Here is a 20,853-nt window from a genome sequence, read left to right as displayed (position 1 = left end):
TGTCGATGCCCCTGATCATAACATTTTTGTGCTTGCACCTTGCGGACCGGTTCAGGTTCAGGGAAACACCGCCAGTTGCCAGAGCCCTGTGGTTTCGGGCAGGCCGAACATGATGTTCATGTTTTGCACCGCCTGGCCTGCGGCGCCTTTGACGAGGTTGTCGATTACCGAGAGCACAACCAGAACATTCCCCTCTTGTGGGCGATGCACCGCGATACGACAGATGTTTGCGGCCCGCACCGAGCGTGTATCGGGATGTGAGCCCGGCGGCAGGACATCGACAAAAGGCTCGTCCTGGTAACGCGTGTCAAAGATTGCCTGAAAGTCGGCCTCATCCTTGATGCGCGCGTAGAGGGTGGCGTGAATGCCACGGATCAAGGGAGTCAGGTGAGGAACAAAGGTCAATCCGACCGGGCTGCCAGCCATTCTCGACAGGCCCTGCCGAATCTCCGGCAGATGTCGGTGACCGGGGACGGCATAGGCCTTGAAATTGTCGGCAGCTTCCGAGAAGAGGGTTGGAATCTCGGCCTTGCGTCCGGCCCCGGAGACGCCCGATTTGGCGTCTGCGACCAGATGATCCAGTTCGACCACACCGGCTTCGAGCAGCGGCAGGAAACCCAATTGCACCGCCGTTGGGTAACAGCCTGGATTGGCTAGCAGACGAGCGTTGCGGATGTCGGCCCGGTCGTACTCCGGTAGTCCATAGACTGCATCGGCGACCCATTCCGGGCTGCTGTGCTGCATCCCGTACCACTGGCTCCACTCGGCGACATTTCTGATGCGGAAATCAGCGGCGAGGTCGATCACGCGCACCCCGGCGTCGAGCAGTGCCGGTGCCTGCTGCATGGCCACGCCGTTGGGTGTGGCGAAGAAGACCACATCACAGTCCTGTAGATTGGCTCTGGCCGGATCTTCAAACTGCAAGCTCAGTCGTCGGCGTAAGCTCGGGAACATGCTCGAGACTGCCGTTCCAGCATCTCCACGAGAGGTGATGGCAACGAGTTGCACTTCTGGATGCTGCGCCAGCAGCCGCAATAATTCGACGCCGGTGTAGCCAGTGCCTCCGACGATTCCAACCTTGATCATAAGAGTCTCCACGAGAGCCGGCAATGATAGCTCCCAGCCCCAGAAAATACAAAAGCCGCCCAAAGGCGGCTCTCGCTGTGCAAGGGATGCGATCAGCGCTTGGAGAACTGCTTGCGCCGGCGGGCCTTGTGAAAACCAACTTTTTTGCGCTCAACTTCACGAGCGTCACGAGTGACGAAACCTGCTTTGGAAAGCGCCGGTTTGAGCGACAGGTCGTAGGCAATCAGTGCCCGCGTAATGCCATGCCGAACCGCGCCAGCCTGGCCGGACTCGCCGCCACCGGCGACGTTGACGAGAATGTCAAAGCCTGTCGTCTGCTCGACCAATTGCAGTGGCTGCCGAACAATCATGCGCCCCGTAACTCGAGAGAAGAATTCATCGACCGGTTTGCCATTGACGACGAACTTGCCGCTGCCGGGCTTCATGAAGACGCGCGCGACGGCGCACTTTCTCCGTCCCGTGCCATAGAAGTAATTTTCAGCCATTGTGACCCCTTAGAGTTCCAGAACTTTTGGCTGCTGGGCAGCGTGCGGATGCGTTGCGCCGGCGTAGCACTTCATTTTCTTGAGCATTGCGTAACCGAGCGGTCCCTTGGGGAGCATGCCCTTCACGGCCTGTTCAAGGACGCGCCCCGGGAAACGCTGCTGCATCTTGGTGAAGTTCGTTTCGTAGATTCCCCCCCGGGTGGCCCGAGTGGCGATAGTATTTCTTGTCATCAGCCTTGTTGCCAGTGACGCGCAACTTCTCGACATTGGTGACGACAATGTAGTCACCGGTATCCACATGCGGAGTGAATTCGGGTTTGTGCTTTCCACGCAGGCGGCGAGCAATTTCGGTCGCAAGGCGACCCAGCACCTTGTCGGTGGCATCAACCAGAAGCCATTCGCGTGACACTTCGTGCGGTTTGGCAGAGAAAGTCTTCATCAAGAACGCCGTCCTTTTTTTGCCTGATAACGGAAAGCCCGACATGGTATTGCAAGTCAGCGACTGGTGTCAATTGCTGTTTCGCCCATTCCCACGGTAAATTTGTTCTCAAGAAGCTCTCGATCCGGTGAGTGAGTTTTTCGTCATACGCAAGGAGTCGAAGACGAGGCGGGTCCGGAAGGAAAGCAAACGCATCATTTCGGCAATGGATTGCGAAGGTTTCTGGAAGGACTTGAGGATGCCGACGGCGAAGCGTCGGAGGCGAGTGACGTTTTCCGGGCCGAAGCCGGTCCGGATTCGGGAACGGTCCTCGTCGTAGTTTCAGTCGATGATGTAGTGAACGCTCTCGACACTCCAGTGCCCTCGGTTGGTGGCCAGTACGCGTTGCGGAGAGGCTTCTTGCGGCGTGCGACTGGTAATCCCCAGTGCGATCTCACGCGCGTACTGACCGGTTTTTTTCTCGATGATTTCCCGCTCGATCAGAAAGACCTGAGCGACGTGGGGGAAGGGGATGTAGGCATTGAGTGCGGTGCTGCACCAAATGCTCCGCGTCTCTATGCGACCGTGATCGGGAGGTGTGATCTCGACGAAGTCTGGTTTTTGGCGCTTCTCAAACAGCAAAGCGATATCACGTTCCAGCGTGGGCTGGTTACCTTTTCCGGTGAAATGGTAGTGCGCCTGCTGCTCGACCAGATAGGTAGCCAGCGCGCGTTGGGTCAGCAGAGCATCCGCCGTGATGTCCTTGCCGGCCAGGTCGCAGGTTTTGAGCAAGGGGATCGCCATGCCGATTTCGTTGGTCCGCTTTTGCTCGTCACTTCCTGCTACCGGTAAGGTGCCGACTTTTTTTTGGGCGTAACAGGTCTTCGAGTCATGCCCGACCACGCTCAGGATGTGCGCCTGCTCTCCTGTCTCGTCGATGGCCTTTTTCATCGTCTTTCCGTCCAGCGCCAGCGCCTCGTCTTGCGTCCCCCAGGCCTGGTTCCAGGTGTTGAGTGCGCCATCCATCGCATCCGGTTCAATACGAACCAGGCAGTCGCGAATGACGGACTCGCTGGGGACCAGGTACTGTCCCTTCTCGCGCCGACAGCCAAATCGTTCGCGCGCTTTCTGTCCCAAGGCATCGGCCCAGTTCGAGATGGCCTTGTAGCCGCGCATGCCGCACAGCGTCGCACCGGCCGCAATGCCCAGCACCACGGGCAGGCGATGGCGGCGTCCTTGCGCACGGCGGGGATCGGGAATCCTCGTAAAACACTGCGGCAACTGGCGCATCTGGTCGGCGTTGAGCATGATCTTGGCGGCTCCTGTGAGTTGAAGGTGTGCCCGGTCAGGGTGGGTCAATTGCACTTGGGGCGTGCGGCATAGGGGACGAACAAAGACGCGTTTGGGGGCCTCGGCTTCGGCGCTGTAACCTTCCCGGGTCCGTCGATACCCTTGCGTCAGCCCCAGTTCAATCCAGTTGGCCGCACGATAAACGCCCCCATGAAACTGCCTGGGATCGACAAAGGTCTCCAGCAACAGCAACGGATGACCAAAGCGTGCCTGCCAGTCCGCGACGACCCGGCGTTCAGTCAGCGAGAGCACTCGTGAGCCGACATTTGGCCAATGCCACTCGGGAAGAATCAAAAAGCGACTATTGTTGGCGATCAGCTTGAGCCGCCCATACTGCGAGCGAAAGTCCCAGCCGATCCACCGGTCACGTACACCACATTTCAGGGCAGCCGCTGAAATACTCAGTTGCGCCACCCACTGTTCACGCCACGTCGCCACGTACCACACCGTTTCACCAATCTTCGCCAGCGCACCAAGGTAGTGGTGGCGCGCCATCTGCTCTTGATAGCGCTCCTCCTCGCTTCGTTCTACCATTCCTTCATTCCTTCCGGGGCAATTGACCAGAACGGTTCAAACTGGCTATACTCCACAGGTTTTTTCGGCGTGCTCCAGCCTGCGACTGTCCGGCGCTGGGTCGAACAAGAGGTGATATGGACTATCTTTTTTCTGTGGTGCTGGCGGTGCACATTCTGGCGGCGATCGGCGTGATCGGCCTGGTTCTGGTTCAGCACGGAAAAGGCGCCGACATGGGCGCTGCTTTTGGTAGCGGTGCTTCCGGAAGCCTGTTCGGCGCCACCGGTTCCGCCAACTTCCTGAGTCGCGCTACTGCCGTTCTGGCGACGGTGTTTTTTTTTGACCAGCATGTCGCTTGCCTATCTGGCATCGAGCAAACCAAAAAACGACTGGCAGTGTGATGCAGGATGCGGTAAACTCCAGGCCTGTTTCAGCGCCGCCTGCGAGTGGCGTTGAGCAGGGAACAGGTCTGGCGGGTCCCGATTCGAAGGCCAAGGATATTCCCAAGTAATCTGGTTTCAAGGTGGCGGCGAGAGATGCAGGATTCCTCGGTTGACTCGTCCGCTGTCCGTGGTAGTGCCGACGTGGTGAAATTGGTATACACGCTATCTTGAGGGGGTAGTGACTTAGGTCGTATGAGTTCGAGTCTCATCGTCGGCACCAGGAGAAGCCATCCGGTCGGGTGGCTGAAGTCTGAAATGAGCACTTGTGGGGCGGATCATGCTGGAAAGCTATTTCCCGGTATTTGTCTTCATACTGATTGGCATTGCCTTTGGTATTGCGCCCGTCGTGACTGGCCTGGTGGTCGCGCCGCATCGCCCGGACAGCGAAAAGCTCTCTCCTTACGAGTGTGGCTTCGAGGCTTTCGAAGATGCACGCATGAAGTTCGACGTGCGTTATTACCTGATCGCCATCATCTTCATCCTTTTCGACCTTGAAGTGGCCTTTCTGTTGCCCTGGGCGACGATCTTCAAGGAAATCACGCAGACCGATTCGGTCCGGTGGTTCGGTTTCATCGAGATGCTGGTCTTCATCGCCATCCTCGTCGTGGGTTACATCTACGCCTGGGCCAAAGGCGCGCTGGATTGGGAGTGAGTGATGGGCATTGAAGGCATTCTTCAGGAAGGCTTCGTCACCACCACGGCCGACAAGCTGATCAATTACGTTCGAACCGGTTCGATTTGGCCGATGAGCTTCGGGCTCGCCTGCTGCGCCATCGAGATGATTCATGCCGGTTGCTCGCGCTATGATCTGGACCGTTTTGGAATCGTTTTTCGCCCCAGCCCTCGGCAGTCCGATGTGATGGTCGTTGCCGGGACTCTGACCAACAAAATGGCGCCAGCGATGCGCAAAGTTTACGATCAGATGGCCGAGCCGCGCTGGGTGGTTTCGATGGGTTCCTGCGCCAATGGTGGCGGTTACTATCATTACGCGTACTCCGTGGTACGCGGTTGCGATCGGATCGTTCCTGTCGACATCTACGTTCCGGGTTGCCCTCCGACTGCCGAGGCGTTGATCTACGGCCTGATTCAGTTACAGAACAAGATTCGTCGGACCAGTACCATCGCCCGCTGAAAACAACCAACCGAGAGTGAGCCATGTCCGCCACGCTGGAAGCGCTTAGCCAGAATTTGCAGAAACATCTCGGTGATCGAGTCAAATCCCTGAAGGTGGCGCTCGGTGAAGTGACCATCGAGGTCGATGCCGCCGACTACCTGGTGGTGATGCAGACTCTTCACGACGAGCCGGAACTGTGTTTCGAAGAATTGATCGACCTCTGTGGCGTCGACTATTCGGTCTATGGCAACGTGCAGCGAGAGGGGCGGCGTTTCGCTGCGGTCAGTCAGCTCTTGTCGATCAGCAGGAACTGGCGGCTGCGCGTTCGCTGCTTTGCGCCCGATGACGATTTCCCCTCTCTGCCTTCGGTTACCTCGGTCTGGAACAGTGTCAACTGGTTTGAGCGCGAGGCTTTCGACCTGTTTGGAATTGTTTTCCCAGGGCACGAAGATTTGCGCCGCATCCTCACCGACTATGGCTTTATCGGACATCCGTTCCGCAAGGATTTCCCGATTTCAGGCTATGTCGAAATGCGCTACGACCCGGAGCAGCAGCGGGTCATCTATCAGCCGGTGACCATCGAGCCGCGCGAGATCACGCCGCGGATCGTTCGCGAAGCGACCTACGGGAACGTCGACAATGCCTGAACTGCGCAACTTTACCCTGAATTTCGGGCCGCAGCATCCGGCGGCGCACGGTGTTCTGCGGATGGTGCTTGAGTTGGACGGTGAAGTGGTGATGCGTGCCGATCCGCATATTGGCTTGCTCCACCGCGCTACCGAAAAGCTTGCCGAGAACAAGACCTGGATCCAGTCGGTGCCCTACATGGATCGCCTCGACTACATGTCGATGATGTGTAACGAGCATGCCTACTGCATGGCGATCGAAAGGCTGTTGAATGTCGAGGTGCCGATCCGTGCCCAATACATCCGGGTAATGTTCGACGAGATCACCCGTATCCTCAATCATCTGCTCTGGGTCGGCTGTCACGGCCTCGACGTCGGTGCAATGACCATGGTGCTTTATGCCTTCCGGGAGCGTGAAGACCTGATTGATGCCTACGAGGCGGTTTCGGGCGCACGCATGCATGCCGCCTACTATCGGCCGGGCGGTGTTTACCGCGACCTGCCTGATCGCATGGCACAGTATCAGGAGTCGAAGTGGAAGAGCGCCGCCCAGATCAAGCCCTTCAACGAGGTGCGCAGCGGCTCCCTGCTGGACTTTCTCGACGATTTCGTGAGTCGCTTTCCGAAGTTGCTCGACGAGTACGAAACGCTGCTCACGGATAACCGCATCTGGAAACAGCGTCTGGTGAATGTCGGCATCGTTTCACCGGAGCGGGCGCTGCAGCGCGGCTTTACCGGGCCGATGTTGCGTGGGTCCGGTATTGCCTGGGATCTGCGCAAGAAACAGCCCTACGAAGTCTATGACCGGATGGATTTCGACATCCCGGTAGGCGTCACCGGTGATTCCTACGATCGCTATCTGGTCCGCATGGAAGAAATGCGCCAGTCCAACCGCATCGTCAAACAGTGTATCGACTGGTTACGGCAGAACCCGGGTCCGGTGATGTCCGACAATCACAAGGTTGCGCCGCCGGATCGCGAAGCGATGAAGTCCAATATGGAAGAATTGATCCACCACTTCAAGCTCTGTACCGAAGGCATGCATGTGCCGGAGGGTGAAGTCTATTCAGCGGTCGAGCACCCCAAGGGAGAGTTCGGCATCTACGTGATTTCCGACGGTGCCAACAAGCCCTATCGCTTGAAGATCCGTCCTCCGGGTTATGTGCACCTGTCGGCAATGGATGAGATGGTGCGCGGCCATATGCTGGCCGACGTGGTGACGATCATTGGTTCCCAGGACGTTGTTTTTGGCGAGATTGACCGCTGATGTTGACTTCAGAATCCCTCAAGAGAATTGATCGCGAAATTGCCAAGTACCCGGCTGACCAGAAACAGTCAGCGGTCATGGCGGCGCTCGCCATCGCGCAGGAACAGCTGGGCTGGCTCTCCAGCGAAGCCATCGAGGCTGTTGCCAACTACCTTGGCATGCCGCCGATCGCCGCCTACGAGGTGGCGACCTTCTACAACATGTACGACCTCAAGCCGGTTGGCAAGTATAAGGTGTCGGTGTGTACCAACTTGCCATGCATGCTCACCGGCGGAGTCGATGCCGGCGAATACCTGCAGAAAAAATTGGGAATCGGCTACAACGAGACGACTCCCGACGGACTGATCACGCTCAAGGAGAGTGAGTGCATGGGTGCCTGTGGCGACGCGCCGGTGATGATCGTCAATAACCGTCGCATGTGCAGCTGGATGAATCCCGAGCAAATCGACAAACTGCTGGCGGAGCTCAAGTAATGGCGATTCTCGGTGCACTCAACCCAATGCTCAGCGTCGGTCTGGACGGCGACAAGGCCTGGCGCCTGGCGGATTACGTCAAGCGTGGCGGTTATTCGGCGCTACGGCGAGTTCTCGAAGAAAAGATGCCCCAGGGCGAGGTCATCAACGAGGTCAAGAAGTCGGTTCTGCGGGGTCGCGGCGGCGCCGGATTTCCGACCGGCCTCAAATGGAGTTTCATGCCACGTTCCTTTCCCGGGGATAAGTACGTGGTATGCAATTCCGATGAAGGCGAACCCGGTACTTTCAAGGATCGCGACATCCTGCGCTACAACCCGCATTCGGTAATCGAGGGGATGGTCATTGCCGGCTACGCGATGGGCGCCGCACGGGGTTACAACTACATCCATGGCGAAGTCTGGGAACTCTACGAGCGCTTCGAGGAAGCCCTCGATGAAGCTCGAGCCGCTGGCTTTCTCGGCTCCGACCTACTGGGCTCGGGTTTCAATTTTGAACTCTTCGCGCATCACGGTTACGGTGCCTATATCTGCGGCGAAGAAACTGCGCTGCTCGAATCGATCGAAGGCAAGAAGGGGCAGCCGCGCTTCAAGCCGCCTTTCCCTGCCTCATTCGGCCTTTATGGTAAACCGACCACGATCAACAATACCGAAACCTTTGCCTCGATCCCTTACATCATGAATCTTGGCGGCGAGGCCTATCTCGAAGCCGGTAAGCCGAATAACGGCGGGACCAAGCTATTCTCGGTTTCGGGTCACGTAAACCGGCCAGGGAACTACGAAATTCCCCTTGGGACACCGTTCGCCACGCTGCTCGAAATGGCTGGCGGCATGCGTGGTGGTCGGAAATTGAAGGCCTGTATTCCGGGTGGTTCCTCGGCGCCGGTCGTTCCCGCGGCGATGATGATGAATGCCACCATGGACTACGATGGTATCAGCAAGGCGGGCTCGATGCTGGGCTCGGGCGCGGTCATCGTCATGGACGAGACGACCTGCATGGTGAAGGCGCTCGAGCGGCTCTCGTTCTTCTACTACGAGGAATCCTGTGGCCAGTGCACGCCATGCCGTGAAGGAACCAGCTGGCTTTACAAGGTGGTGCATCGAATAGAGAGCGGCAAGGGTCGTCCCGATGATCTCGAACTGCTCGAGAGTGTGACCACCAACATCATGGGCCGCACCATTTGCGCGCTTGGCGATGCCGCATCGATGCCGGTACAGAGCTTTATCAAACATTATCGCGACGAGTTCTCGTACCACATCGAACACAAGAAGTGCCTCGTGCCCGTTGATGTGCAGCGTGCCGGCAGTGGCTTCTTTATGGCAACGGTTTAGGGTACGAGACGATGGAAATCGAAATCGACGGCAAGATGGCACAGGTGCCTGATGGCAGTACCATCATGGATGCTGCACAGCAGTTGGGGGCCTATATCCCGCATTTCTGCTATCACAAGAAGCTCTCGATCGCTGCCAATTGCCGGATGTGTCTGGTGCAGGTAGAGAAGGCGCCGAAGCCCCTGCCTGCCTGCGCGACACCGGTCACCAACGGCATGAAGGTGTTCACTCATTCCGAACTGGCGGTCAAGGCGCAGAAAGGCGTGATGGAGTTCCTGCTGATCAATCACCCGCTGGATTGCCCGATCTGCGACCAGGGTGGTGAGTGCCAACTCCAGGACCTGGCGGTCGGTTACGGCGGCGGCGCATCGCGTTTTCAGGAAGACAAACGGGTCGTTTTCCACAAGGATGTCGGTCCTCTGATCTCGATGCAGGAAATGGCACGCTGCATTCATTGCACTCGCTGCGTTCGCTTCGGGCAGGAAATTGCCGGCGTGATGGAACTCGGCATGGCCAGTCGCAACATGCACTCGGAGATCACGACTTTTGTTGGTCGCTCGGTCGATTCGGAACTTTCCGGAAACATGATCGACCTGTGCCCGGTGGGTGCTCTGACCTCCCGGCCTTTTCGCTACTCGGCACGGAGCTGGGAGTTGTCGCGGCGCCGGTCGATCAGTCCGCACGACAGCATTGGCGCCAACCTGACCGTGCAGGTCAAGAACAACGTCGTGATGCGCGTTCTGCCGCGTGACAACGAAGACGTCAATGAGTGCTGGATTTCCGACAAGGAACGCTTTTCCTACGAAGCGCTGAATTCTCCGGCCAGGCTCGGCAAGCCGATGATTCGTGTCGATGGGGCGCTGCGCGAAGTCGATTGGAATGTCGCCCTCGATTACGTTTCGCATGCCCTCAAGGATGTCGTCGGCAATAGCGGCGCAGCAGCGCTGGCAGCGCTGGCCTCGCCGCAGGCGACGCTCGAAGAACTCTACCTGCTGCAGAAGCTGACGCGTGCTCTCGGATCGGGCAGCGTCGACTTTCGTCCGCGGCGTCGTGACTTTTCGGCCGATGGCAAGCTTGGTGGCATTCCCTGGCTCGGTCTCAAGCTCTCCGAAATCAAGGATCTCGACGCAGCATTGGTGGTGGGCAGCTTCCTGCGCAAGGACCATCCTCTATTCGCTCAGCGTTTGCGTCAGTTGGCCAAGAAATGGGGCAAGGTCAGCCTGCTTTCGTCCAGTGGCGACGATTCGCTGATCAATTTGCACGCGCAGCTGACCGTTTCTCCCGCTGAACTGCCGCTGGCAATGGCTATGATTGTCAAGGCGGCGGCACAATTGAAAGGCGAGCTGGTGCCAGCCGGACTCGAGTCGGTCGACCCTGGTGCGACCAGCCAGGCGATCGCCAGGAGCCTGCTCGAAGGCGAGAAGCGGGCGGTTTTCCTTGGCAATGCAGCCGAGCAACATCCACAGGCAGCGCAACTGCACGCCCTGGCCGTCGAACTCGCACGGCTGACAGGTGCCACCTGTGGCTTCATCGGAGAGGCCGCCAATAGCGTTGGTGGGTATGTCGCGAAGGCTTTGCCGACAGCGCTCAACGCTTACGAAATGTTCGCTCAACCCCGCAAGGCCTATATCCTGCTCGGCCTTGAACCAGAACTCGATTGTCACGACCCGCAACAGGCCATGGCCGCACTCAAGGACGCCGCACTGGTCGTGATGTTGACGCCATTCAGCGACGGCGCGGCAAGGGACTACGCCGACGTCCTGCTGCCGATCACGCCCTTTACCGAGACTTCGGGGTCCTTCGTAAACACCGAAGGCCGTATCCAGAGTTTCACCGGTGTCGTTCGCCCCCTGGGCGATGCGCGCCCCGGCTGGAAAGTGCTGCGCGTACTGGGCAATCTGCTGGCACTACCCGGTTTCGACCAGAATTCGAGTGAGCATGTGCGAGACGAAATGGTTCCCGCAGGAGCCGCATTCGTTGCCGGCCTGGACAACGGCGTCAGCGGCGTTTCCCTGTCACTGACGGAGACGACTGGCGAGTTGCAGCGCATTGCCGATGTGCCGATCTATTTTGCCGACCCGATTGCTCGTCGCGCTCCGTCACTCCAGAAGACGCGTGATGCGGTGGCTCCGACGGCGCGCATGAATGCGGCAACGCTGGCGAGGCTGGTCGTCACCGACGGGGCTCCGGTACGTATCAGCCAGGGGAGCTGCGAGGCTGTTCTCACCGCCAGGGCCGACGAAACGGTACCTGCGGGCTGTGTTCGCATCTCTGCAGCGCATGTGACGACGGCAGCGCTGGGTGAAATGTTCGGTGCGATCAACGTGGAGCGTGCATGATGATCGATGCGCTGCAGGGATTGTTGCAAGGGATTTTCGGGTCGGTATTTCCGCTGATCTGGGTTCTGCTCAAGATCGTTCTGATCATCGCGCCATTGCTGCTCTGCGTTGCCTATCTGACTTTCTGGGAACGCAAGGTCATCGGCTGGATGCAGGTGCGTATCGGCCCGAACCGTGTCGGTCCCTGGGGGCTGATTCAGCCGATCGCCGACGGCCTGAAGCTGTTGTTGAAGGAAGTGGTCATCCCGACCGGATCGGACAAGAGCGTCTTTCTGCTCGCGCCGATGTTCGCCTTTGCGCCGGCGCTGGCCGCCTGGGCGGTGGTTCCGTTCAACGACACGCTGGTCCTGGCGAACGTCAACGCCAGCCTGCTCTACATCATGTCAATCACCTCGATCGGCGTCTATGGAATCATTCTTTCGGGCTGGGCTTCGAATTCGAAATATGCCTTTCTCGGGGGCATGCGCTCCGCAGCCCAGATGATTTCGTACGAAGTTGCCATGGGGCTGGCGCTGGTGGTGGTGTTGATGGTTTCGAACAGCCTCAACCTTGGCGACATTGTGAACGGCCAGGGGCGGGGCTACTTCGTTGATCGGGGGCTGGGATTCCTGTCGTGGAACTGGTTGCCGCTGCTGCCGATGTTTGTTGTTTATCTGACCTCGGTCGTCGCCGAAACCAACCGTGCGCCATTCGATCTGGCGGAAGGCGAATCCGAGATCGTTGGCTTCCACGTTGAATATTCGGGAATGGCTTTTGCGGTGTTCTTCCTTGCCGAATATGCCAACATGATCCTGGTGTCAACGCTGACCGCAATCCTGTTTCTCGGCGGCTGGCTGTCGCCGGTGGGCTTCCTGCCGGATGGGATTCTGTGGCTATTCCTGAAAATCTCGGCGGTTCTGTTCGTCTTCCTCTGGGTTCGCGCTACCTTCCCTCGCTATCGCTACGACCAGATCATGCGTCTGGGCTGGAAAGTGTTCATCCCGCTGTGCCTGATATGGCTGGTTGTGGTCGGCACCTGGATGATGTCGCCCTTGAACATCTGGAAGTGAGAGGCTAGTCATGGGTTCAATGAAGGAAATTTTCAACAGCCTCCTGCTCAAGGAACTGTTGAAGGGCTTGTCAGTGACCGGGCGCTACATGTTTGCCCGCAAGATCACCGTGCAGTACCCCGAAGAAAAGACACCACAGAGCTTCCGCTTCCGCGGCCTGCACGCGCTGCGACGCTATCCGAACGGTGAGGAGCGGTGCATTGCGTGCAAGTTGTGCGAGGCGGTTTGTCCGGCGATGGCCATTACCATCGAGTCGGAGCAGCGTGAGGATGGTTCGCGGCGGACCACCCGTTACGACATTGACCTGACGAAGTGCATTTTCTGCGGCTTTTGCGAAGAGGCCTGTCCGGTCGATGCCATCGTCGAGACACGGATCTTCGAGTACCACGGGGAGACACGGGGCGACCTCTACTACACCAAGCCGATGTTGCTGGCCAATGGTGACCGCTACGAAGCGCAGATCGCCGAAGACCGCGAACTCGACTCGAAATACCGCTGACAGGCCGACGCGATGGAATTCAAGACCTTCGTTTTTTACTTTCTCTCGGCGATTCTGGTGTTTGCCGGGCTGCGCGTGATCACTGCACGCAATCCGGTGCACGCCGCGCTCTATCTGGTGCTCGCGTTCTTTTCCGCGAGTGGCGTGTGGATGCTGTTGCAGGCCGAGTTTCTGGCAATCGCCCTGGTGCTGGTCTATGTCGGCGCAGTGATGGTGCTCTTCCTGTTTGTGGTCATGATGCTCGACATCAACCTCGACCGCCTGCGTGAAGGATTCTGGAGTTACCTGCCGCTGGGAGCGATCATTGCCTTGCTGATGGTCGCTGAAATGGCGTTGGTTCTGGGGGGCAATTACCTCGGGCTGTTCGAGAGCAACGTCGCGCAGGCAGGCGCTGATACCAGCAACGTCCAGTCCGTCGGGCGGCTGATGTTCACCGAATACATGTATCCCTTCGAACTGGCCTCGGTCATTCTGCTCGTCGGGATTGTCGCGGCGGTGGCGCTGACACAGCGCGAGAAGCGCAAGAACAAGTCGGTCGATGCATCACGGCAGGTTTTCGTGAAAGCCAGGGATCGTGTGCGCGTACTGCAGATGCCTGCCGAGAAGCGCGACTGAACAGACGGCAGCACCAAGACTGACAATAAGAGGGGTGGCGAAACCTTCCACCCCATGCAGAAGGAATCAGGGAGGCACCTTGCTTACACTGTCCCATTTTTTGATCCTGGGCGCGATCCTGTTCGCGATCAGCGTCGTCGGCATCTTCCTCAACCGCAAGAACCTGATCATCATATTGATGTCGATCGAGTTGATGCTGCTGGCAGTGAACATGAATTTCATCGCTTTTTCCCACTACTTGCAGGATCTTGCCGGACAGGTCTTCGTGTTCTTCATCCTGACCGTCGCCGCAGCCGAGTCGGCAATCGGGCTGGCGATTCTCGTGGTGCTGTTCCGCAATCTCAAGACCATCCACGTGGATGATCTGGACAGCCTGAAGGGTTGACATGGAAATGCAAAAGCTCTACCTGCTGGTTCCTCTGGCACCGTTGCTTGGTGCCATCATTGCCGGCTTGTTCTGCCGCGTGCTCCCGCGCTGGGTGGCGCACACCGTGACCACTGGCGGGGTGGCGATCGCCTGCATCGCATCGTACGTGATCTTCAAGGACGTGATGGCCGGCAATACCTACAACGGCCCGGTGTACCAGTGGCTGACGTCTGGCGACTATCGTTTCGAAGTAGGATTCCTGATCGATCAACTGACGGTCACCATGATGCTGGTCGTCACCTTCGTTTCGCTGATGGTGCATATCTACACCATCGGCTACATGCAGGACGATCCTGGCTACAATCGTTTCTTCAGCTACATTGCCCTATTTACGTTCTCGATGTTGATGCTCGTGATGAGCAACAACTTCATGCAACTCTTCTTTGGCTGGGAGGCCGTCGGTCTGGTTTCCTATCTGCTGATCGGTTTCTGGTATACCCGGCCGACGGCGATCTTCGCCAACCTGAAAGCGTTCCTGGTCAACCGTGTCGGTGACTTCGGCTTCATCCTGGGCATTGGTCTGGTGCTTGCCCACTTTGGTACGCTCGATTACGCTGCCGTTTTTGCCAAGGCGCCGGAAGTGGCCTCCCATACCAGCATCGTATTGTTTGGCGAAGGCGAGGGTGTCGCGTTGATGACGGCGATCTGCATCCTGTTGTTCATTGGTGCGATGGGCAAATCGGCGCAGGTTCCACTGCATGTCTGGCTGCCCGACTCGATGGAGGGCCCGACACCGATCTCCGCGCTGATCCATGCCGCGACGATGGTGACTGCGGGCATCTTCATGGTTGCGCGCATGTCGCCACTGTTCGAGCTTTCCGATACGGCACTCTCCTTTGTCATCGTCATCGGTTCGGTCACGGCACTGTTCATGGGCTTCCTCGGCATCATCCAGAATGACATCAAACGCGTCGTCGCCTATTCGACGCTGTCCCAGCTCGGCTACATGACCGTCGCCCTTGGCGCCTCGGCCTATTCGGTGGCGATCTTCCACCTGATGACGCACGCCTTCTTCAAGGCACTGTTGTTCCTCGCTGCTGGTTCGGTGATCATCGGCATGCACCACGATCAGGACATCCGCAATATGGGTGGCCTGCGCAAGTATATGCCGATCACCTGGATTACCTCTTTGATCGGCTCTCTGGCGCTGATCGGAACGCCCTTTTTTGCCGGTTTCTACTCCAAGGACTCGATCATCGAAGCGGTTGCCCTGGCACACATCCCCGGCGCCGGTTTTGCCCATTTTTGCGTCCTGGCCGGGGTTTTCGTCACCGCTTTCTACTCTTTCCGCATGTATTTCCTGGTCTTTCATGGCCAGGAGCGCTTTGGCAAGGCAGCACATGAGGATCATGCCACGCACGGCAAAGCAGCTCATCATGCGGCCCACGACGATCATTTGGCAGATGCCGATCACGCCCATCCGGCGGATGACGCGCATGCCGAACACCATGGCCTTGCCCCGGGTCAGAAGCCGCACGAGACACCCTGGGTGGTGACCTTGCCCCTGATCCTGCTGGCGATCCCATCGGTGGTCATCGGCTACATCGCGATCGAGCCGATGCTTTTTGGCGACTACTTCAAGAGCGCAATTTTTGTCGATGTCGAGGCGCATCCGGTCGTAGAGGAGCTTGCGCATCACTTCCACGGCGCTTTCGCCATGGCGACACACGCGGTCACCACGCTGGTTTTCTGGCTGGCTTTCCTCGGCGTGGCGCTGGCCTGGTTTCTGTACATGAAGCGCCCGGACATTCCGGAAACCATCAAGGACCGTTGTGGATTTCTGTACACCCTGCTTGACAACAAGTATTACTTTGACAAGTTCAACGACGTGATCTTTGCCGGTGGCGCACGCCTTCTCGGCCGAGGCCTCTGGAAGGGTGGCGACGCTGGCCTGATCGACGGCATCATCGTCAATGGTTCTGTACGCCTCGTAGGCTGGTTTGCGACCCTGCTACGTCTGTTCCAGACGGGTCACATTTACCACTACGCTTTTACGATGATTATCGGCGTGTTCATCTTGATGACCCTGTGGGTCACGCGCGCCTGAGCTAGAGAAAGACTGGGAACGATATGTCAGGCACGCCGCTTCTCTCTCTTGCCATCTGGATTCCGATCCTCGCCGGTTTGATTGTCCTGGCGACGGGCTCCGATCGCAATGCACCGCTGGCCCGGATGCTGTCGCTAATGGGTGCTCTCGCAGGCCTGTTGGTGACGATTCCGCTGTATACCGGTTTTGACATGCACACGCCGGCGATGCAGTTCGTCGAACTCAAGACCTGGATTCCGCGTTTCAATGTGAACTACCATCTTGGTGTTGACGGGATCTCGATGCTTTTTGTCATCCTCAACAGCTTCATCACGGTGACTGTCGTCCTCGCCGGCTGGCAGGTCATCGACAACAAGGTGGCGCAGTACAACGCGGGTTTCCTGATCATGTCCGGTTTATTGAACGGCATCTTTTCGGCACTCGATGGCCTGCTGTTCTACGTGTTCTTCGAAGCCTCGCTGATCCCTCTGTACCTGATCATCGGCATCTGGGGTGGCCCGAAACGGGTGTACGCGGCATTCAAGTTCTTCCTCTTTACCCTCTTCGGTTCGCTGCTCTTCCTGATCGCGCTGCTGTACCTGTTCATCGCATCCGGCGGCAGTTTCTCGATTCTCGACTGGCACCAGTTGCCGATCGGCATGACCGCGCAGACCTGGCTGTTCCTGGCCTTCCTGGTGGCGTTTGCGGTCAAGGTACCGATGTGGCCGGTGCACACGTGGTTGCCCGACGCGCACGTCGAGGCGCCGACGGGTGGATCGATCGTGCTGGCGGCGATCGCCCTGAAACTCGGCGCGTATGGTTTTCTCCGTTTCTCGCTGCCGATCACCCCGGATGCTTCACATGCTCTCGGCGGACTGGTCATTGCGCTATCGTTGATCGCCATCATCTACATCGGCTTCGTTGCTCTTGCTCAGGAGGACATGAAGAAACTCGTCGCGTATTCCTCGATCGCACACATGGGTTTCGTGACCCTTGGTTTCTTCATCTTCAGCGCCCTGGGTATCGAAGGCGCACTGGTGCAGATGATCTCGCACGGTTTTGTGTCGGGTGCGATGTTCTTCTCGATCGGTGTCATGTACGATCGGGCGCATTCGCGACAGATCGCGGATTACGGCGGTGTGGTCAACAAGATGCCCAAGTTTGCCGCATTCTTCATGCTTTTTGCGATGGCCAACGCCGGTCTGCCGGCCACCTCGGGCTTTGTTGGCGAGTTCATGGTCATCCTCGCTGCCGTCGATCACCATTTCTGGGTGGCTTTCGCCGCTGCCTCGACGATGATTGTCGGCGCCGCCTATACGCTGTGGATGTACAAGCGCGTGGTGTTTGGTGCCGTGGCCAATCACCACGTCGCCGAACTCACCGACATCAATGCACGCGAGTTTTTCATCTTCGTCCTCTTCGCCATTGGCGCGCTGGGCATGGGTCTCTATCCCCAACCCTTTACTGAAGTCATGCACAGCTCGGTCAATGAGCTGCTGCGTCACGTCGCCCTCAGCAAGATCCAATAATTGGTAGCCGCTATGACTCTTGCCGAAATGCAGTTCCTGACGCCGGACCTTCGCATTGCAACTGCGGAGATCTTCATCTTGCTGATGGCTTGCCTGATCCTCCTGTTCGATCTTCTGGCCAAGGACAGGAAGCGCACGGCGACTTTCGTCGCCACCCAGTTGACCCTGATCGGTGCGGCGGTGATCACCTTTTCGACGAGTTCGGGTGAAATCAGCTACACCTTCAGCAATATGTACGTCGGTGATCTGATGGCCGACCTGTTGAAGCTGTTGCTGTATCTGACGGTGATGGTGGTGCTGTTCTATTCCCGAGGCTATATCCTCGAGCGCGAGCAGATGGCCAAGGGCGAGTATTACGCCCTGGCGCTTTTTGCCACGCTGGGCATGATGGTGATGATTTCGGCAAACCATTTTGTCACCGTCTATATCGGTCTGGAATTGCTGTCGCTCTCCCTGTACGCGATGGTGGCCATGAATCGTGACTCGATTCCGGCCACCGAGGCGGCGATGAAGTATTTTGTCCTGGGCGCGCTGGCTTCCGGTCTCCTCCTGTACGGCATGTCGATGATCTACGGCGCGACCGGTACCCTGGAAATCACGGCCGTCGCCGAGCGCCTGTACAGCGGACAGGCAGACGGGACGATCCTGGTATTCGGTGTGGTCTTCCTGGTCTCTGGCATTGCCTTCAAGCTGGGCGTGGTGCCCTTTCACATGTGGATTCCGGACGTGTATCATGGCGCACCGACAGCGGTCACCTTGTTCATTGCCACCGCACCAAAACTGGCGGCATTTGCGATGGTCATTCGCCTGCTGGTCAACGGGCTGATCGTCCTCTCCCAGGACTGGCAGACGATGCTGATTCTGCTTTCGGTGCTGTCAATGGGCATAGGCAACATTGCCGCCATCGCGCAGACCAACCTGAAGCGGATGCTGGCCTATTCGGCAATCTCACACATGGGTTTCATGCTGCTCGGGATGGTCACCGGCGTGGTTGGCGGCGACGCGCGTTTTGCACTCAATGCCTACAGTTCGTCGATGTTTTATGTCATCACCTATGTGCTGACCAGTGCCGGGACCTTCGGCATGATCCTGTTGTTGGCGCGTGCCGGTTTCGAATCGGATGAGATCGACGACTTCAAGGGTCTCAACAAGCGTAGCCCATGGTTTGCAGCAATGATGATGATGATGATGTTCTCGATGGCGGGCGTACCGTTCTTCGTCGGCTTTTTTGCCAAGTTCTCGGTGCTGCAGGCGGTGGTTGCTGCGGGCTACCTGTGGCTGGCCATCGTTGCGATCTTCTTCTCGCTGATTGGTTGTTTCTACTACCTGCGCGTCGTCAAAATCATGTACTTTGATCAGCCGACCAACCCCACCCCGATCGCAGCGCCACTCGACGTGAAGGTGCTGATGTCGGCCAATGGCCTGGCGGTTGCCCTGCTCGGGATCTTTCCGCAGGCGCTGATGTCGCTTTGCGCTTTTGCCCTGTTGCGCTCGCTCTAACGGTATCATACTGCCTCGTTGACCGGAACGCCCCGCCAGCCGGGGCGTTTTCATTACCATGAAAGTCGCGTCCGCGACTCAAGAACCTCCCCTTGTCCGGATGCGGGAGAGGAGCCGGGGGTGAGGGAAACGGTCATGACTTCTCTCCATCGAAGTGGTTCCATGAGTCATGACCGTTGGCATTTACGGAAGGAAAGCAATGGAAGAAGAATATCCACACCTCTACGAGGAGCCACTCGAGAGCACACAGATCTTCCACGGCAAGTTGCTCGATCTGCGTCGTGACCGGGTTTTACTGCCGGACGGCAGGGAGTGTTTGCGGGAATACGTGCGACACCAGGGGGCAGTGGCGATCATCGCCGAACTCGATGATGGCGAACTCCTCTTCGTACGCCAGTATCGCTATCCCCTCAGCCGTTCTTTCCTTGAACTGCCGGCTGGCAAAATTGATCCTGGCGAAGACATTCTCACTACCGCTAGTCGTGAGTTGCTCGAAGAGACCGGCTATCGCGCGGCAAAATGGCGCTACCTCGGTGTGATGCACCCCTGCGTCGGCTATTCGGATGAGCGAATCGAGATTTTTCTTGCCCGCGGTCTGCAGCGTGAAGCGGACCAGACCCTCGATAGTGGCGAGTTCATGGATCTACTCAGCCTGCCGCTGGATGAAGCGCTGGCAGCGGTGCGCAGCGGCGCCATCACTGACGCCAAGACCATCACCGGGCTGTTTTGGGCGGAAAAGGCACTCGTAGGCGGCTGGTGATTTGTCGTTAGAGGAGATCCTTGAGAGCAGCCTGCAGTTCGGCAACCTGCACCTCCAGGCGAGTCACCCGTTCTTCGAGTTCTCTCCGCTCGCCGCTTGTCTCACGAGTTGGCTCTTCAGACGGCAGGGCGACTGCGCCGCAGAGCAGGTGTGCCCAGCGATGTTCGCGGGAACCGGCCTGCTTGGGCAGCCGGATGACCAGAGCGCCGCTGCTGCGCTCAGCCAGTTCCTCCAGGTAAGCCTCGACCGAGGAACTATCGTCGAAGCGGTACAGTCGCTCGCTGTTGGCGCGCAACTCGCTGACCGTCTGCGGGCCACGCAGCGCCAGCATCGCGAGCAGCGCCACGCTCGCTGGCGGCACGCCGTACACCTTGCCGAAATTCTGTGCATAACGCAGGACACGACCCGATGCGCCATAGGTTTCGAGCACCAGAACGCGGCCGCGCAGTTCTTCGAGAGCCGCCTGCACCTCGCTTTCCGGGGCGCTGATCACTGGCTCGCGGGCGGATTTCTGGTTGCAGCCCAGGGTCAGACGGATCTTCCCCCAGCCAGCAAGCGCAGTTATGCTGTAACTATCGGTTTTTGTTAAAAAAATAGCCGATGCCGCAAAAGCGGCGCCTGCCTACGCGGCGAGCTTGTCGGCTTTGGCCTTGAGCGGGAAGGACAGACCGATGGCGCTGAGGATTTTGGCCTGTTGATCGTCCGGGCGTGGCAGATGCGTGTGACGCTGACCGTTGCGGTCGGTGGTGTAGAGATAGGTCAATCGTCCGAGGGCCACCAGGGCGTCGTCCGGGGTGATGGCGGCGGGGTCGTCTTCGGTGCTGCCGAAGGTCTGCCGCAGAGCCGCTTCAAACCGCCGCGTGATTTTTAAGGCCAGCATCGCCACGAAGACATGCGCCTTGGTCCGCTCGGCCTTGCGCAGGAAGATCGGGCGAATTTCCAGAAAGGTGGTTTTCACGGTGCGGAAGTTGCGCTCGACTTTTTGCAGATCGCGATAACGCGCATC

19 protein-coding genes, 1 tRNA gene and 3 pseudogenes are annotated in these 20,853 nt (G+C 58.2%); 17 read left to right on the top strand and 6 right to left on the bottom strand.

The features are described 5' to 3' along the window. Positions 1-57: 57 nt before the first annotated feature. The 4 genes and pseudogenes from argC to E4Q08_RS09210 all read right to left on the bottom strand — a co-directional run bounded on the left by argC (position 58) and on the right by E4Q08_RS09210 (position 3,873). A complete protein-coding gene (gene argC, locus E4Q08_RS09225; RefSeq protein WP_169070162.1) occupies positions 58-1,086 on the bottom strand; it encodes an N-acetyl-gamma-glutamyl-phosphate reductase in 1,029 nt (342 codons plus the stop codon). 92 nt (positions 1,087-1,178) lie between these two features. Continuing rightward, positions 1,179-1,571 carry a 30S ribosomal protein S9 gene (rpsI, locus tag E4Q08_RS09220; protein ID WP_034917147.1) on the bottom strand — a complete coding sequence of 131 codons (393 nt, stop codon included), beginning with the start codon at positions 1,569-1,571 and terminating at the stop codon, positions 1,179-1,181. A 9-nt stretch (positions 1,572-1,580) separates the two neighbouring features. Beyond that, positions 1,581-2,010: pseudogene (gene rplM, locus E4Q08_RS09215) on the bottom strand (50S ribosomal protein L13). A gap of 321 nt (positions 2,011-2,331) precedes the next feature. Continuing rightward, entirely contained in the window at positions 2,332-3,873 is a 1,542-nt protein-coding gene (locus E4Q08_RS09210) for an ISAs1 family transposase (protein WP_169070161.1), read from the bottom strand. Positions 3,874-3,989: 116 nt separating this feature from the next. Between E4Q08_RS09210 and secG the strand changes: the two are divergent. From secG to E4Q08_RS09125, 17 genes and pseudogenes are all read left to right on the top strand, one after another. Then, positions 3,990-4,363, top strand: a pseudogene (secG, locus tag E4Q08_RS25690) (preprotein translocase subunit SecG). Between the two features lie 67 nt (positions 4,364-4,430). After that, positions 4,431-4,515, top strand: a tRNA-Leu gene (locus E4Q08_RS09200). A gap of 57 nt (positions 4,516-4,572) precedes the next feature. Further along, complete coding sequence (locus E4Q08_RS09195) at positions 4,573-4,947, top strand: NADH-quinone oxidoreductase subunit A (protein ID WP_034914540.1); 375 nt, start codon at positions 4,573-4,575, stop codon at positions 4,945-4,947. 3 nt (positions 4,948-4,950) lie between these two features. Beyond that, positions 4,951-5,427: a NuoB/complex I 20 kDa subunit family protein gene (locus tag E4Q08_RS09190; protein WP_169070160.1), complete on the top strand. Its 477-nt coding sequence runs from the start codon at positions 4,951-4,953 to the stop codon at positions 5,425-5,427. Positions 5,428-5,450: 23 nt separating this feature from the next. Further along, positions 5,451-6,056, top strand: coding sequence for an NADH-quinone oxidoreductase subunit C (locus tag E4Q08_RS09185; RefSeq protein ID WP_169070159.1), 606 nt, complete (start codon positions 5,451-5,453; stop codon positions 6,054-6,056). Next, positions 6,049-7,302, top strand: a complete 1,254-nt coding sequence (locus E4Q08_RS09180) for an NADH-quinone oxidoreductase subunit D (protein WP_034914535.1) — start codon at positions 6,049-6,051, stop codon at positions 7,300-7,302. Before E4Q08_RS09185 ends, E4Q08_RS09180 begins: the two co-directional genes overlap by 8 nt. Continuing rightward, the gene (gene nuoE / locus E4Q08_RS09175) at positions 7,302-7,775 is read left to right on the top strand and encodes an NADH-quinone oxidoreductase subunit NuoE (protein WP_169070158.1); all 474 of its coding nucleotides are present in this window, start codon (positions 7,302-7,304) and stop codon (positions 7,773-7,775) included. The genes E4Q08_RS09180 and nuoE overlap by 1 nt, the downstream gene beginning before the upstream one ends. Positions 7,776-7,801: 26 nt before the next feature. After that, positions 7,802-9,103: an NADH-quinone oxidoreductase subunit NuoF gene (gene nuoF, locus E4Q08_RS09170; RefSeq protein ID WP_169070176.1), complete on the top strand. Its 1,302-nt coding sequence runs from the start codon at positions 7,802-7,804 to the stop codon at positions 9,101-9,103. Between the two features lie 11 nt (positions 9,104-9,114). Next, positions 9,115-11,442, top strand: coding sequence for an NADH-quinone oxidoreductase subunit NuoG (nuoG, locus tag E4Q08_RS09165; RefSeq protein ID WP_169070157.1), 2,328 nt, complete (start codon positions 9,115-9,117; stop codon positions 11,440-11,442). Beyond that, entirely contained in the window at positions 11,442-12,491 is a 1,050-nt protein-coding gene (gene nuoH, locus E4Q08_RS09160) for an NADH-quinone oxidoreductase subunit NuoH (protein ID WP_169070175.1), read from the top strand. The genes nuoG and nuoH overlap by 1 nt, the downstream gene beginning before the upstream one ends. A 10-nt stretch (positions 12,492-12,501) precedes the next feature. Continuing rightward, complete coding sequence (nuoI, locus tag E4Q08_RS09155) at positions 12,502-12,990, top strand: NADH-quinone oxidoreductase subunit NuoI (RefSeq protein ID WP_034910218.1); 489 nt, start codon at positions 12,502-12,504, stop codon at positions 12,988-12,990. Between the two features lie 12 nt (positions 12,991-13,002). Next, a complete protein-coding gene (locus tag E4Q08_RS09150) occupies positions 13,003-13,605 on the top strand; it encodes an NADH-quinone oxidoreductase subunit J (protein ID WP_034910216.1) in 603 nt (200 codons plus the stop codon). Between the two features lie 79 nt (positions 13,606-13,684). Continuing rightward, on the top strand, positions 13,685-13,990 hold the full coding sequence (gene nuoK / locus E4Q08_RS09145; RefSeq protein WP_015768187.1) for an NADH-quinone oxidoreductase subunit NuoK: 306 nt from the start codon (positions 13,685-13,687) through the stop codon (positions 13,988-13,990). Position 13,991: 1 nt separating this feature from the next. Then, the gene (gene nuoL / locus E4Q08_RS09140; RefSeq protein ID WP_169070156.1) at positions 13,992-16,079 is read left to right on the top strand and encodes an NADH-quinone oxidoreductase subunit L; all 2,088 of its coding nucleotides are present in this window, start codon (positions 13,992-13,994) and stop codon (positions 16,077-16,079) included. 23 nt (positions 16,080-16,102) lie between these two features. After that, positions 16,103-17,587 (top strand): NADH-quinone oxidoreductase subunit M, encoded by a 1,485-nt coding sequence (locus E4Q08_RS09135; protein ID WP_169070155.1) that lies wholly within the window; start codon positions 16,103-16,105, stop codon positions 17,585-17,587. 27 nt (positions 17,588-17,614) lie between these two features. Continuing rightward, on the top strand, positions 17,615-19,087 hold the full coding sequence (nuoN, locus tag E4Q08_RS09130) for an NADH-quinone oxidoreductase subunit NuoN (RefSeq protein WP_034918150.1): 1,473 nt from the start codon (positions 17,615-17,617) through the stop codon (positions 19,085-19,087). Positions 19,088-19,286: 199 nt separating this feature from the next. Further along, positions 19,287-19,847: an NUDIX domain-containing protein gene (locus tag E4Q08_RS09125; protein ID WP_169070154.1), complete on the top strand. Its 561-nt coding sequence runs from the start codon at positions 19,287-19,289 to the stop codon at positions 19,845-19,847. A 7-nt stretch (positions 19,848-19,854) separates the two neighbouring features. On the opposite strand, the gene E4Q08_RS09120 is transcribed toward E4Q08_RS09125, so the two are convergent. Continuing rightward, positions 19,855-20,412 carry a YceH family protein gene (locus tag E4Q08_RS09120; protein WP_372703592.1) on the bottom strand — a complete coding sequence of 186 codons (558 nt, stop codon included), beginning with the start codon at positions 20,410-20,412 and terminating at the stop codon, positions 19,855-19,857. Positions 20,413-20,469: 57 nt separating this feature from the next. After that, positions 20,470-20,853 (bottom strand): annotated as a pseudogene (locus tag E4Q08_RS09115) (IS1634 family transposase); the annotation flags it as partial.

The organism is Candidatus Accumulibacter contiguus, assembly GCF_012940005.1.
Classification (GTDB): Bacteria; Pseudomonadota; Gammaproteobacteria; order Burkholderiales; family Rhodocyclaceae; genus Accumulibacter; species Accumulibacter contiguus.
The sequence above is the reverse complement of the archived record's forward strand: the minus strand, read 5'-3'. Positions and strand labels throughout refer to the sequence as shown.